Consider the following 13,696-nt stretch of genomic DNA (forward strand, 5'->3'; position numbering starts at 1 on the left):
ACTATTCACGTTCACACCTTCTTGTCCGTATTACGGACTTATCGTGACTTTTGGTGGTCGGCGATACGTCGATCCCCCCGCGCCCGGATCGGCGCGCGGTCACGTCAGGCAGGAAGGCAGGCACCTTTGATGTCCACGCAGCGAGGGGGAGACCGCGCGACCCGACCCAGGCGGCGCTCCCGATGGGTCTTAGCCGGCGGCCTCCTGGCCGGGAGCCTGGTCGTGGGGGCGGCCGGAGCGGCTGGCGTCGCTGCCGCCGCCGACCGTGACCTGTCCCTCCCAGGTCTGGGCCGGCTGACCGCGGCCCAGAGTGACGACGACCGGCGAACCGACGATCAGCGTGCGGCGGAGCGCGACCAGGGCGGCGCCGAGCGGGCCCGTCCGGCTACCCCGGGCACCGGCAAGCCGGGCGTGGTGTCGGTGCCCTGCGACGCCGCGAAGCTGGTGGCGGCGCTGGTGACGGCCAACGCCGAGGGCGGCGCGGAACTCCGGCTCGCGCCCAAGTGCCGCTACACCCTTACCGAGGCGTTCCACGAGACCGACCAGTACGACGGCGGGATCCGGGACGCACGGGAGGCCGCCGACGCCGCCGAGACCCCCGGTGACGCCGACGCACCCCCGCACAACCCGGCCGACGACACCGCCGGCCTGCCGGTGATCTACCAGCCCATCACGATCGACGGCGCGGGCGCCACCATCGCCCGGGACGCCCAAGCCGCCGCGTTCCGCTTCTTCACCGTTCGCGATGGCGGCGAGCTGACCCTGCGCGACGTGGAACTGCACAACGGCCGCTCGGCCATCGAGGGCGGCAGCGTGCACGTGGTGCATGGGGCGACAGCTGTGGTGGAGCGCGTCACCGTCACCCAGAGCACCTCGCTGTCCCCCGAGGGCGGCGGTGGTGGGATCTTCAACGACGGCAACATGGTCGTCACCGACTCCACGTTCATCGGCAACAGCGCCTCCGGCGCCGCGGGCAAGGGCGGGGGCCTGCTCAACGGTGGTGTGCTGACGCTGAAGCGCTCCGAGTTCCACCACAACAGCGCCAACGGGTACGGCGGCGGCCTCGGCAACTACCGTGGCGCGGCCGACGTGGAGAGCGTCTCCTTCACCCAGAACAGCGCCGGCCAGGGCGGCGGGCTGGCCAGTTTCTCGGCCCGGACGAAGGTCTCCGACACCGAACTGCTGAACAACACCGCGCAGGTCGGCGGCGGTGCCGCGAACTCCGACGCGGTGTTGGTGATGCGCAAGATGACCATCCGCGGCAACACGTCCACCGTCAACGGCGGCGGCATCTCGACCGTGAAGGGCCTGACGCCGCTCGACGACAGCGTGGTCGACGGCAACACCACGCACGGCATTGGCGGCGGCATCTACGCCGAGAAGGCGAACCTGCTGGTGCGCGGCAGCGACGTGACCCGTAACGAGGCTGTCGGCGCCGCGTCCAAGGGTGGCGGCATCTACGCCACCGCGGGCTCGGTGGCGCTCTACACCAGCAAGGTCACCCACAACGCGTCGACGGTGAAGCCCGGCGGCATCTTCGCCTCGCACGCCCAGGTCAAGATCGACGACGAGAGCGTGGTCGTCGAGAACGAGCCGACCAACTGTGAGGGCAGCGCGGTACCGATCACGCACTGCTTCCGCTGAGTAAACCCGCGCACCGACCCCGAGCGCGCAGCGAGCCGCCCCGACGATCAGTCGAGGCGGCTCGCCGCGCTCTGTCCTGGTCATGTGATCCTCAGTCGTCCGAACGGCTGGGATCAGCCCATCGCGCGGAGGCGGCCGGAAAGATCTCCGGCGAAGAAGTCGAGGAAGCCGTCCGGGTCGGGGCCGGCGTTCTGCAGGACGATGTGGTCGAAGCCGGCCTCGATGTACGACCGGACCTTGGCCACGTGCGGCTCCGGGTCGGGACCGACGGAGAAGAGTTGGCGGATGTGCTTCTCCTCGACGTACGAGCTGGCCGCGTCGAAGTTGACCGGGTTCGGCAGCTCGCTCATCACCTTCCAGCCGGTGACCATCCACCGGCTGGTCTGCAACACCGCCTGCACCGCCTGTTGCTCGTCGGTGGCGCAGGCCAGCGGAACCTCCGCGTAGCGCGGGCCCGAACCGTGGGCGTGCCGGTAGTGCTCGACGATCGACGCCTCCGGCTCGGTGGCGAACAGCCCGTCGCCCAACTCGGCGGCGAGCCGGGCCGACACCTCGCCGCTGGCAGCCACCGCGATCACCGGCGGGGTGTCCGGCAGGTCGAAGACCCGGGCGTCCTCCAGTTGCAGGTGCCGGCCCTCGTACGACTGGTAGCCGCCCTGCCAGAGCAGTCGGATGATTTCCAGCGCCTCGCGCAGTCGCTCGTGCCGGCCCCGCACGCTGGGAAAGCCCTGCCCGACCACATGCTCGTTGAGCCGCTCACCGGCCCCCACCCCCAGGGTGAACCGCCCGTCGGAGATCAGCGCCATGGTCGCCGCGGCCTGCGCGATGATCGCCGGGTGGTAGCGGACGGTCGGGCACGTGACGCCGGTGGCGAGGTGCAGGGTGCTGGTCTTGGCCGCGATGGCGCCGAGCACGCTCCAGGTGAAGGAGGAGTGGCCCTGCACGTCGAGCCAGGGGTGGAAGTGGTCGCTCATCTCGACGAAGTCGAAACCAGCCTGTTCGGCCAGGACGGCCTGCCGGATGATCTCCTGTGGTCCGTAGCCCTCCGAGGCCAGCTTGTAGCCGATCTGCATGCCAGGCTCCCGATTCCGTCCGCCGACTGACGCCGGGTCGGTTCCCGACCTCGGCACCGACAAACGCCGCCGAGACAGGCAAGGCAGCCTCCTAGGATGCCCTACGGGGTGTGAGGTGTCGGCGCCAACCCCTGCGGCGGTGGGGCACCATCGACTGCTTTCGGGGCAGTGGGCCGCCGGCCGTCCCGTTAGGATCGACTTTGCTCGATGTCAATGGCCGGGCCGGTCGTGACAGAGCCACCATGGGGGTAGGAATGGCCAACAGACTGATCCGCCGTGCCGCCGCCTTCGCTGCGGCCGCCGTCCTCGGGGGCGGCGTAGCCCTCGCCGCCGCATCACCCGCTCAGGCGTCGGGTTGCTTCTACGGCAGCGCCAGCGTCCCGAGCCCAACCGGCGGGACGGGAGCCACCGCGGCGGCCCGTCTCTGCATCAACAGCGCCGGCTACGCCTGGCTCGACACGAACACCAACAACTACATCAAGGACCAGAAGGCCGACGGGTACGCCGCCCGCGCGTACGTCTACTGGTCGCAGCAGTACACCAGTGCGCTCGCCGTCGACGACACCGGCACCTCCGGGGGCACCAGCCTGTACTGGGAGTCCAACGTCGGCACCCAGTACCTCTGGTCGGAGGTCTGGGTCTGCCTGGGCTACGCCCGGCCCGAGGACAACACGAGCCGCTGCGCCCTGGTCGTCTACGGCAGCTGAGCCGTCTCTACCTGCGCACACCGGCCCGTGCCCCCTGATCAGGGGGCACGGGCCGGTGGATGTTCCTCCTACTTGGAGGGCTCGGGCAGCTTGCAGTCGACCTTGGGGTTGGCGCCGATGTAGTTCAAGGGCCCGGCCACGATGGTGACCAGGATGGTGCCGGCCTCGGCACAGTTGGTGTCGTCCCCGCTGTAATAGCCGCGCTGGCCGGCCGCGACCGCGCCGATTACCAACCAGATTACGACGATGACTCCGAGTATCGAGGTGCCGCGCATCGCTGCCTCCTGAGGAATGTGGTGAGTGTGAGGTGCAGGCGTTGTACCCAATCGGGTCGCGCGGCTAACGGCTGAGCGTTACACCCCTCCTGGATCCTCCATCCGGCCGATGCCATCCGCCGTTGAGTACCGTCCGGGCATCGGCCGCCCGCACCGGGTAGCGCGAGTCGGCTATCGGATCGACGACCGACCTCGCCGTCGCACGGGTCCGTGGACGTAGAACTGCCTCACGGCCCCGCCGAGGAGGACTCATGGACGCCCCGATACCGCCCCTGTACATCGACCGCCCCGAGGACGTGGCGGTCGCCGCCCGCGCGCTGGCCGGCGGCGCGGTCGTCGCGGCGGCGTTCGCCAACTTCTACGTCATCGTCACGCGCCCCGACGCGGCCACCGTACGCCGGGTCAACCTGGCCAAGGGTCGTCCGGTCCACCAGGTCGGCAGCATCACCACCGCGATCGGCCGGATCCCCGGGATGTTCGACTGGACGCGGATCTCGCCGCGGTTGCCGGTCGGTCGGGTGCGGGCTCTGATGGACGCCCTCTACGGGGCCGGGCCGTTCGGCTTCCGCGGGCCGGCGGCGGAGCGGTTGCCCGAGCACCTCACCCAGGTCGATCAGGGGTTGCGGACCACTCAGGTGATCGCACCGGGCCTGACCTGTCCGTCCAACGCCTTCTTCGAGCGGGCGCTCGCCGAGACCGGGTCGGACCACCTCTACATCACCTCGGCGAACCGGTCCCGGCATCTCACCGGCGCAGCCGAGGAACCGGCGCACTGGAAGGCCGGGGCCCTCGCCGCCGACTTCGCCCACCTCGACGACCTGGTGGTCCTCGTCCACCGGGACGAGGCGGCGTCCCGGGCCGCGTACCCGGGCTACCTCACCACCTCGGTCACCCTGCTCTCCTTCCACGCACCGGACGGTGAGATCGAGGAGCCGCCGGTGCTCACCGTGGACCGGCACGGATCGCTGCACCTGGACGACGTCCGCCGCGCCGCCGCGCCGCTTGGTTTGCAGGTGCGCCTGGGCGGCACCGCCGGGCAGCGGCTACAGGTCCGGGGGTACGCCGGGGCGCTGGTGTGAGCGGCTACCGCATCGGGCTGGTGGTGCCGAGTTCGAACACCACGATGGAGACCGAGATCCCGGCGATGCTGCGCCGGCGCGAGACCGTCGACCCGACGGTCCGCTTCACCACACACGCCAGCCGGGTACGACTGTGCCAGGTGACCCCCGACGAGTTGGCCCGGATGAACCGCTCCGCCCTCCGATGTGCCGCCGAACTGGCCGACGCCCGTTGCGACGTGCTCGCGTACGCCTGCCTGGTGGCGGTGATGTGCGAGGGCGCCGGCGCGCACGAGCGGGCCGAGCGGCGGTTGGGCCGCGCGGCCGGTCGTGCCGGGCACGACATGCCGGTGGTGACGAGTGCGGGCGCGCTGGTCGCCGGGCTGCGTGCGCTGGGTGCCCGCCGGGTGGCCCTGATCGCGCCGTACCTGCCCCCGTTGACCGCGACCGTCTGCGCCTACCTCGCCGCGCACGGCGTGCGGGTGACCGAGGCGGTGAGCCTCAGCGAGCCGGACAACGTGGCGGTGGGGCGCATGCCCGCGTCCCGCCTGGTCGAGCTGGCCGATCGGCTGGACGTGACCGAGGTGGACGCGGTGGTCCTCCCCGCCTGCGTGCAGCTTCCGTCGTTGGCGGCGGTGCCGCAGGTGGAGGCCCGCCTCGGCCGTCCGGTGCTCACCGCGGCCACCGCCACCGTGCACCAACTGCTCACCGGTCTGGGTGTCGAGCCGTACGTGCCGAACGCCGGTCGGCTGCTGGCCGGGGCGACACCAGGCTGAGCGGGCCGGCACCGACCGGTCGGTTCAGTGCGGTGGGGCGGGAATCTCCGGCGGTTTGCCGTGGCTACGCCGGAAGTCCGCGTAGGCCACGCCGGCCAGCACCAGCAGGGCACCGAGCGAGGCGAAGATCGACGGCAGGAACAGCACAGCGGGCGCGATGCTCAGCAGCGCCAGCACGCCGCCGGGCCGGGACCACGACACCCGGCTGAACACCTCGTACTCGAAGGAGGCCCGGCCGGCCAGGAACAATGCCGGGCCGCCGAGAATCACCGCCAGCCAGGCCGGCGGCGTCCGCCCGGTCGGGTCGTGCAGCATCAGGTGGAAGCCGGATGCGGTGGTCACCACGCCGGAAATCATCAACAGATGGGTGTACGGCGCGGTGACCAGGAATTTGCTCGGTGACCGGGCCGCCTGAATGGCGACTGGCAGCAGCTCACCGGACTTGTGCACGTAGATCCGCCAGAGCACGAGGGTGGTCAGGAACGCCAACGCGAACGTCCCGATATTCTCGCCCTCGGTGTGCTCCATGCTGAACTCGATGCCGAGCGTCAGGATCGCATCGCCGAGAGCGATGATGAAGAACTGCTGGTAGCGCTCGGAAAGGTGCTCCGCCGTGACGTTGCGTTGCTGCTCCGGCACCACCCCGAGCCCGGGCACCGGGTACGCGAGCCGGAAACCGATGTAGTCGATGGCGAGCGCGAGGGCCCACCACGCCATCCGGGCGTCGTCGCTGACGAACGCGCCGACGATCCACGGGATCGCCGACACGGCGAACCAGATGAAGATGCGTGCCGCGCGGCGCTGGGTCTGCGGTTCGCGGCGTACCGCCGGCATCAGGAACAGCCCGCGCCCGAGGTGGATCGCCACGTAGGTGGCGGCGAAGACGAGCCCTCGGTCGTTGAACGCCTCCGGGATCGCGGTGGTCATCAGCAACGCGCCGAACATCACGGCGCTGATCAGCAGCTTGATCTCGGTTCGTTCCGGGTTGTACAGGTCGGTGACCAGGGTGGTGATCGTCCAGGTCCACCAGACGGCGGCCAGCAGGATCAGTGCCTGGCCGGCCCGGCGCCAGTCGAGCTGGTCCACCATCGCTCGGGAGATGAGCGTGAGCGCGACCACGTACACCAGGTCGAAGAAGAGCTCAAGAAGCGTCACCCGGCGGGGGCCCTCCGGGTCGCGCAACGGTGCGCGGCGGGTCCGCGGGGACCCGGGCTCCGGCGCGGCGAGGGGCACGGGCTACTCCTGCGGAACCGGTCGACTCGACGGACCTGTCCGGCCCACCTCGACGGACGGTAGCGAGCGGCCGGCCGTGCGGCCCCGGATTCGCCAGGCCATCCCCCGACGGGGGGATGATCCACTCCATGTCGGCGACATCGGGGTATCAAGGGGCCGCGACAGCCCCACATCGGCGAAGCGGTGTCGATCATTATCTTGGGACCGATGGTCCGCCCCTGAACGGCCGAGCCCCCGGCCCACCGTCTCGTCGGACGGCCGCCGGGGGCTCGATGTCACCGCGTCAGGCTGGGCTGCCGCCCGGCAGCACCGCCGCCATCTCGTCACCGGCACCGGCGAGCACGCGGGCCTGCTGCGGCCAGCTGGCCAGCCCGGGTGCGGCGCGCAGGCCGGCGGCCCGGATCAGGTCACGCAGCGCCGCCTCGTCCAGCTCGCCGAGCTGGCCGTAGGTGCGCACGCCGGCGTCCTGCAACGCCGCCGCCATCTTCGGCCCGACCCCCTGGATCCGACGGAAGTCGTCGGCCGGGCCCGTCGAGCTGGCGTCGGCGCTGCTGACCGTGGTGCCGTCGGCCGAAAGGACCGGCGGGGTCGCGGTGTCGGTCGGCCGGACCGGCGGCGCGGCCACCACCGGCCGCGCCGGCTCGGCGTCAGCGTCGACCGGGTCAGCGTCGACCGGGTCAGCGGTCACCGCGTCGGCGGTCACCGGGTCGGCGGTCACCGGGTCGGCGGTCACCGGGTCGGCGGTCACCGGGTCGGCGGTCACCGCGTCGGCGGTCACCGGGTCGGCGGTCACCGGGTCGGCGGTCACCGGGTCAGCGTCCACCGTCTTGGCGGCGGTTACCGGGTCGGCGTCGACCGTTTCAGCGGTCACCGGCGTCTGCACCGGCGCCGGGTCGCCCACCGTGGCCTCGGTCTTCGCAGCCTCGGCCGGGCTCGAGTCGAGCGGTTCCGCATCGGCCGGTTTGGTGTCGAGCGGGGTGTCGGCCGGGAGGTCGTCCGCGGGCTGACGGGGGGCGATCACGGCCGCCGGGGCGGGCTGCTCCTCGACCGCGACCGGCTCGGGGGCCGATTCCACGGTGGGCTCGGGCCGCAGCTCAGCCGCGTCGGACTGCTCGGCGGCCGGTACGGGCGGCGGGGCCTCGGTCAGCGCCATGTCGGCCGGGTCGACAGTGCTCGGGGCGTCCGTCAGGGTGGACGTCGCGGTGGACGCCGGGGTGGAACCGTCCGGCTCGGTCATCGCGGCTGGCGCGCTGACCGTGTCCACCGGCACCGGCTCGTCGGCGACCGCGGTCGGGGCCGGGTCGACGGTGGCCGCGGGCCGGGCCTCGTCGGTGGTGGCCGCTGGCGTCGGTGTGGTGATCACGGCCAGGCTGGCGACGGGATCACCATCCACGATCGACCGACCCTGTCCAGTGTCCTGTGCGCCCCGTCGGCCGCGCAGCAGCCACCCGGCGGCCAGGCCCAGCAACAGTGCCAGTACCACTATCAGCGAGTGTCCGATAGACCACGCCACGGCGAACCTCCCTCTCACGTCGTCGGAAAAGTCACGAGAAAAACTCGCGCGCAGCTTCGCACACGCGTGTTGCCGATGACAGAGAGGATCGGTCGAGGGCGTTGCGGGTGGGACGGCCAGCTCAGCGGGTGCCTGTTGGGTAACACAGAGTCGCACTGAACACGACGTGACACAGGGCGACGCGAAACCCGGACGTGACGAGACCCGGGCCCGGCGGGGGACGCCGGACCCGGGTGGACGGGACGATGCCCGGCTCAGTCCCGGTCGCCCTCATAGGTGTGAAAGTCGTCCACGAACCGGCGACGGAGCCGCGGCACTCGGCTGGTCACTCCGAAGTAGCCGCGCGCGCCGAGCAGCGCTAGTCGGCCCACCACCGGCCGGTACATCCGGTCGTCGCCGCTGGTGCCGCTGCGATTCAACGATTCGGCGACCCGCGCGAAGCCGTACGGCGCCATCGCGGCCTCGTAGTCCGCCACCGCCTGTAGCAGCGTCTTGTCGCCGGTGGTGGCACGGCTGAGCTGCTCGCAGAGCAGTCGGGCGTCGCGCAGCGCGGTGTTCGCGCCGACACCGCGACCCGGGGTCATGGTGTGGATGGCGTCGCCGAGCATGGTGACGGTACTGCTCTTCCAGGGCGGCACCGGCTCGGACGTGGACACGTTGATCGGTAGGGCGCTGGCCGGATCCGCGCGGTTCAGCAGCTCCCGCAGGTGCGGGTGCCAGTTGGGGGTGAGGTCCAGGGCGATCCGCACCAGGTCCTCGCCGCGGCGCTCCATGACGTCGGTCGGGAACCGGCGGGCCGTGCTCCAGATGATCAGGTTGATGTTGTCCGTGGTGGTGTCGTGGGACAGGCCGGGCCAGTCCCGCAGCAGAGCGGCGTCGGCGTCGCTGACACCGGGCTTGATCGCCCGTTCGGCGTCCCACTTGAACTCCATGACGTGCAGCACGCCCATCATCCCGCCGACCCCGAAGATCAGCGAGATGCCCTGCCGGACCCGCTCCGGGACGAGACCGCGGGTGTGCGCGGTCAGCGGGATCCGGGTGGCGATGTTGATGGTGCCGGCATCACGGGTGACGGCGTGCGGCAGGTACTGGCGGCGCACTGCCGAGTGTGTGCCGTCCGCCGCCACCAGCAGGTCGCCGGTGGCGCTGGTGCCGTCCGCGAAGTACGCGGTGACCGTGCCGTCGTCGCGCTGCTCGTACCGGGTGAAGGTCTTGTCGAAGCGCACCACGTCGTCGAGGCCGGTCAGCAGCACCTGGCGCAGGACCATCCGCGCCACCGAGTGTTCGGTGTGCGCCGGGTCGGCGTCCGGCCGCAGCGCGAATGACGCGGTCTGGCGCAGCCCCTGGGTGACCACGTTGAAGTAGTGCGGCGGCCGGGCGCAGGTGGCCAGGAAGGTGGCGTACAGCTCCGGGGGCAGGCACTCGAGCAGTGCACGACTACCGGTGGGGCCGATGCCCACCCGGTAGCCGAGCAGCCCTTCGGCGCGATGGCGGTGCCGTTCGTAGACGGCGACGCTGATCCCGGCGCGGCGCAGGCCGTGTGCCAGGCACAGCCCGCCCGTGCCGGCGCCGATGATCAGGACGTGCGGTGGCGCGGTGGACATGTCAGCCCTGCGCCACGGGCGCGTCGGCGGCGTCCCACCGGTAGAAGCAGCCGGCGATCGCGTCCCGGGGAGAGCGCCAGGTCGGCAGGTACGGCGACGTGTGCGCGGAGAGCCGCTCGTTGACCTGCTGGAAGAGCGGGTGGTTGCGGGCCGCCGCGAGCGCGTCCGGGTCGACCTCCGAGGTCTCCAGCACGTGTACGTACAGGTCGTGCAGGCAGTACAGGGACCGGTGCGTGACGCCGGTCAGACCGGGCAGTTCGGTGGCGTCGGATTCGGCGAAGATCTGCGCGACCCGCCCCTCCGCGCCTGGGATGATCCGGCTGACGATCAGTAGACGACTCATGGGACCCCTTCCGCCGGTGGCGCCGACCCTCGGATCGGCGCCACGTGCTCTGTACGCCCACCGTGCCGCAGCGCCTGTCACATCACCGTCACGTACGCCGGCCGGCCGGTGACGGGCGGTCGGTCACGGCTTCCCGGCTGGCTTCGCGGATCGGGGCGAGCGTGTCGTCGAGCAGGGCGCTCATCGCGGGGCTGGGCTCCAGGCGCAACTCCCTGCGCAGCAGGTCCCGGTAGACGTAGAAGGCGTGTACGGCTTCGAAGGCGTTGCCCTCGGCCAGGTGGATGCGGACCACCAGCCGGTGGGGCGTCTCTCGTAACGGCTCGGCGGCCATCGCCTCCAGCGCGGCTTCGAGGGCCTCGCCGTGCCGCCCTGCGGTCAGGTGGTGCCCGGCCACCTGTTCCAGCATGTGCAGGCGCAGTTGACGCAGTCTCTCCCGGTCCAGCAGCACCCAGTCGTCGTACCAGCCGGGTAGGAGGTCGTGCCGGCCGGCGGCGAGTGCCCCGGCCGCCGTGCGTGGGTCGTCCCCGTCGCGAACCCGGGCCGCGGTGCCGACCAGATCGTCCACGTCGAGCCGGACCGCCGGGCCGAGGCGTACGGTGTCGCTGGCCACGGTCATCGGGCAGCACGGGTCCTGCCGCAGTCGCCAGAGTGCGGTGCGCAGTGAGGACAGCGCCCGTTCCTCCGACGCGTCCGGCCAGAGCAGCCCCGCGAGCTGGCTGCGGGTGGCACCGGGGCGCAGCCCGATCAGCGCGATCACCCTTTGCAGGCCGCGCGGCACCACCACCGGCACCGCCTCGCGCAGCAGTCGGAAGCCGCCGAGCAGGTGTAACGAGACACCCTCCTCGGGCGGGTCCCCGGCGGTCGGAACGGACGGATCAGCGGCCACGGCGGCACCCCCTGCGGAACGCTCGTCCCGACTGTCTGCTGTGTCCCGGATCGGTTGCCCGTAACGCCACTGTCGACCCCACCGGCGGAGGCGCGACCACGACTGCCGGGCGCGGCCCCGCCCGCCGAGGCCGCCGGGCTGACCACGGTGAAGATTATCAATAGCGGTCACGGTGAGTCAACGGCGGCGTGGACCTTCTATTGGCGACAGTCAACCTGAGATCGGTTCTGAACTGGCCAAACATTCGTTCGATCTATCGCCCTGGGTGCAGCGGACGCATAGCTGATACACAGATTGCGTCAACGCAGCGTCACCGCCTTGCGTCGCTGGCCGACCCTGCCCGGTGACGCCGCCGTGACGAGGACTGCCGCATCGTGTCGGCAGTCGTCCAGCGCGTCCCGGGGCCACCCGTCGCCGGCCGGACGCCGTGGGGGGAGGCCCAGGATGGACCGATCGCTGATCGTCGCGAAGGTGGATCCGACCGCCGAGGAGCGGGTCGCCGCGATCTTCGCCGAGTCGGACGCGTCGGAGCTGCCGCGCCTGGTCGGCGTTCGGCACCGCTCGCTGTACCGACTGCACGACCTCTATGTGCACCTGCTCGAGACCGAGCAGCCGGCGGAGGGCGCTGTGGAGGCCGCCCGTGGGCACCCCGAGTTCATCCGGGTCAGCGACCGCCTGCGCCCGTACGTCTCGCCGTACCTCTCGACCTGGCGCTCGCCGCGCGACGCGATGGCGCAGTGCTTCTACCGGTTCGACGCCCCGGACACCGGGCGGCGGTCGTGACGGCCACCGCACCGCGTGAGGAGCAGGCGTGGTCCCGCTGCGCCGGCTGCGCCAGCCTGCTCTACCGCAAGCGGCTGCGCCGCAACCTGGACGTCTGCCCGGAGTGCGGCCAGCACGCGCGACTCAGCGCCCCGGAACGCCTGCGCCAACTCGTCGACCCGGGATCGCTGCGCCCACTGCCCGACCGGCTTCCCGAGGCGGACCCGATCGACTTCGTCGATGTGCTGCCGTACCCGCACCGGCTCACCGCCGCGCGGGCCAGCACCGGCCTGGCGGAGGCGGTCGTCTGCGGCACCGCCACCATCGGTGGGCACCCGGCGGCGTTGGCGGTGATGGACTTCCGCTTCCTCGGCGGCAGCCTGGGCTGCGCGGTGGGCGAGCTGATCACCCGAGCCGCCGAACGGGCGCTGGACGACCGCACCCCGCTCATCCTGGTCACCGCCTCCGGCGGGGCGCGAATGCAGGAGGGCGCGCTGTCGCTGATGCAGATGGCCACCGTCAGCCAGGCCATCGCCGCGCTGCGCGAGGCGGGTCTGCTCACCGTGAGCGTCCTCACCGACCCGACCTACGGCGGGGTGGCCGCGTCGTTCGCCACCAACACCGACCTGGTGCTCGCCGAGAGCGGCGCGCGGATGGGCTTCGCCGGCCCCCGGGTGATCCGTCAGGTCACCGGTCGGGCACTACCGGAGGGCTTCCAGACCGCCGATTTCCTGCTCCGACACGGCCAGGTCGACATGGTGCTCCAGCGCCGGTCACTGCGCGGGCGACTGGTGGCGTTGCTCGCCGCAGCCCGCGCCGCCTGTCCGACCCGCGCCGACCGTCCCGCCCGTCCGCCCGTACCCCGGCAGGAGCCGACGCCGCACCGCGAGCGCCTCGCCGACGACGGCCCGGCTCTGGTGCGGCCGGCGGTCCCGGCAGCCGCCGTGGCGCCGCCGTCGACCCCCGGAGCGAGTGACACCCCGGCGGTACGCGACGCGTGGGACACCGTCCGGATGGCCCGCCACCCTGGTCGACCCACCACACTGGATTATCTGGACACCGTGTTCGACGGGTTCGTGGAGCTGCACGGCGACCGGCTCGGCGGGGACTGCCCGGCCATCGTGGGTGGCGTGGCCCGACTGGCCGGCCGACATGTGATGGTCATCGGCCACCAGAAGGGGCACACCACCGCCGAGCTGGTGGCTCGCAACTTCGGCATGGCCAGCCCGGCCGGGCACCGCAAGGCGCTGCGGCTGATGCGCCTCGCCGCCCGGCTCGGCCTGCCCGTGGTCACCCTCGTGGACACCCCCGGCGCCGACCCCGGGGTGGGCGCCGAGGAACAGGGCCAGGCCGCGGCCATCGCGGAGAACATCCTCACCCTCACCGTGTTGCCCACCCCCGTGCTCACCGTGATCACCGGAGAGGGCGGCAGCGGTGGCGCACTGGCGCTGGCGGTCGCCGACCGGGTGCTGATGCTGGAGAACGCCGTCTACTCGGTGATCAGCCCCGAGGGCTGTGCGGCCATCCTCTGGCCCGACCGGTCCGCGGCGCCGCAGGCCGCCCGCGCGCTGCGACTGACCGCGCCCGACCTGTGCCGACTCGGGGTGGTCGACGAGATCGTGCCGGAGCCGGCGACCGCCGCGCACGAGGACCCGGCGGAGACCGCCCACCGGCTGCGCGCCGCCCTGCTGACCAATCTGCTGCCGCTGCTCGACGTGCCGCCCGCCACCCTGGTTCGCCTGCGCCGACAGCGGTTCCGGCGGTTCGGCGCGACCCGCGCCGGTGCCCGGGCGGGTGCCCGGTGACCGCCGCCGACGGGGCG

The 13,696-nt window shown here is 71.9% G+C and carries 12 protein-coding genes and 1 pseudogene; 6 read left to right on the top strand and 7 right to left on the bottom strand.

What is annotated here, in order from left to right:
* Positions 1-129: 129 nt before the first annotated feature.
* Positions 130-1,644 (top strand): hypothetical protein, encoded by a 1,515-nt coding sequence (locus ABZT18_RS11690; RefSeq protein WP_354994157.1) that lies wholly within the window; start codon positions 130-132, stop codon positions 1,642-1,644.
* 113 nt (positions 1,645-1,757) lie between these two features.
* Here ABZT18_RS11690 and ABZT18_RS11695 read toward each other — a convergent pair whose 3' ends face one another.
* Positions 1,758-2,717 carry a TIGR03557 family F420-dependent LLM class oxidoreductase gene (locus ABZT18_RS11695; RefSeq protein ID WP_354994156.1) on the bottom strand — a complete coding sequence of 320 codons (960 nt, stop codon included), beginning with the start codon at positions 2,715-2,717 and terminating at the stop codon, positions 1,758-1,760.
* A 254-nt stretch (positions 2,718-2,971) separates the two neighbouring features.
* Between ABZT18_RS11695 and ABZT18_RS11700 the strand changes: the two genes are divergently transcribed.
* Positions 2,972-3,424, top strand: a complete 453-nt coding sequence (locus ABZT18_RS11700) for a hypothetical protein (RefSeq protein ID WP_354994155.1) — start codon at positions 2,972-2,974, stop codon at positions 3,422-3,424.
* Between the two features lie 68 nt (positions 3,425-3,492).
* On the opposite strand, the gene ABZT18_RS11705 is transcribed toward ABZT18_RS11700, so the two are convergent.
* Entirely contained in the window at positions 3,493-3,699 is a 207-nt protein-coding gene (locus ABZT18_RS11705) for a hypothetical protein (protein WP_306271566.1), read from the bottom strand.
* A gap of 251 nt (positions 3,700-3,950) precedes the next feature.
* Here ABZT18_RS11705 and ABZT18_RS11710 point away from each other — a divergent pair, with 251 nt between their 5' ends.
* Together ABZT18_RS11710 and ABZT18_RS11715 are read left to right on the top strand one after the other, a co-directional pair.
* On the top strand, positions 3,951-4,778 hold the full coding sequence (locus ABZT18_RS11710; RefSeq protein WP_354994154.1) for a hypothetical protein: 828 nt from the start codon (positions 3,951-3,953) through the stop codon (positions 4,776-4,778).
* Positions 4,775-5,533 carry an Asp/Glu racemase gene (locus ABZT18_RS11715; protein ID WP_354994153.1) on the top strand — a complete coding sequence of 253 codons (759 nt, stop codon included), beginning with the start codon at positions 4,775-4,777 and terminating at the stop codon, positions 5,531-5,533. The genes ABZT18_RS11710 and ABZT18_RS11715 overlap by 4 nt, the downstream gene beginning before the upstream one ends.
* A gap of 24 nt (positions 5,534-5,557) precedes the next feature.
* Here the strand turns inward: ABZT18_RS11715 and ABZT18_RS11720 are convergent, their stop codons facing one another.
* The 5 genes and pseudogenes from ABZT18_RS11720 to ABZT18_RS11740 form a co-directional block, all read right to left on the bottom strand.
* Positions 5,558-6,766, bottom strand: coding sequence for a low temperature requirement protein A (locus tag ABZT18_RS11720; RefSeq protein WP_354994152.1), 1,209 nt, complete (start codon positions 6,764-6,766; stop codon positions 5,558-5,560).
* A 283-nt stretch (positions 6,767-7,049) separates the two neighbouring features.
* Positions 7,050-7,286 (bottom strand): annotated as a pseudogene (locus ABZT18_RS11725) (hypothetical protein); the annotation flags it as partial.
* 1,247 nt (positions 7,287-8,533) lie between these two features.
* Positions 8,534-9,883: an NAD(P)/FAD-dependent oxidoreductase gene (locus ABZT18_RS11730; protein ID WP_354994151.1), complete on the bottom strand. Its 1,350-nt coding sequence runs from the start codon at positions 9,881-9,883 to the stop codon at positions 8,534-8,536.
* A gap of 1 nt (position 9,884) precedes the next feature.
* Positions 9,885-10,226: a TcmI family type II polyketide cyclase gene (locus ABZT18_RS11735; protein WP_354994150.1), complete on the bottom strand. Its 342-nt coding sequence runs from the start codon at positions 10,224-10,226 to the stop codon at positions 9,885-9,887.
* 88 nt (positions 10,227-10,314) lie between these two features.
* A complete protein-coding gene (locus ABZT18_RS11740; protein ID WP_354994149.1) occupies positions 10,315-11,112 on the bottom strand; it encodes a BTAD domain-containing putative transcriptional regulator in 798 nt (265 codons plus the stop codon).
* A gap of 444 nt (positions 11,113-11,556) precedes the next feature.
* Between ABZT18_RS11740 and ABZT18_RS11745 the strand changes: the two genes are divergently transcribed.
* Together ABZT18_RS11745 and ABZT18_RS11750 are read left to right on the top strand one after the other, a co-directional pair.
* Positions 11,557-11,895 (top strand): TcmI family type II polyketide cyclase, encoded by a 339-nt coding sequence (locus ABZT18_RS11745; RefSeq protein ID WP_354994148.1) that lies wholly within the window; start codon positions 11,557-11,559, stop codon positions 11,893-11,895.
* On the top strand, positions 11,892-13,679 hold the full coding sequence (locus ABZT18_RS11750) for an acetyl-CoA carboxylase carboxyltransferase subunit alpha (protein ID WP_354994147.1): 1,788 nt from the start codon (positions 11,892-11,894) through the stop codon (positions 13,677-13,679). The genes ABZT18_RS11745 and ABZT18_RS11750 overlap by 4 nt, the downstream gene beginning before the upstream one ends.
* Positions 13,680-13,696: the final 17 nt, after the last annotated feature.

The organism is Micromonospora sp. NPDC005291, from assembly GCF_040607415.1.
Taxonomy (GTDB): Bacteria; Actinomycetota; Actinomycetes; order Mycobacteriales; family Micromonosporaceae; genus Micromonospora.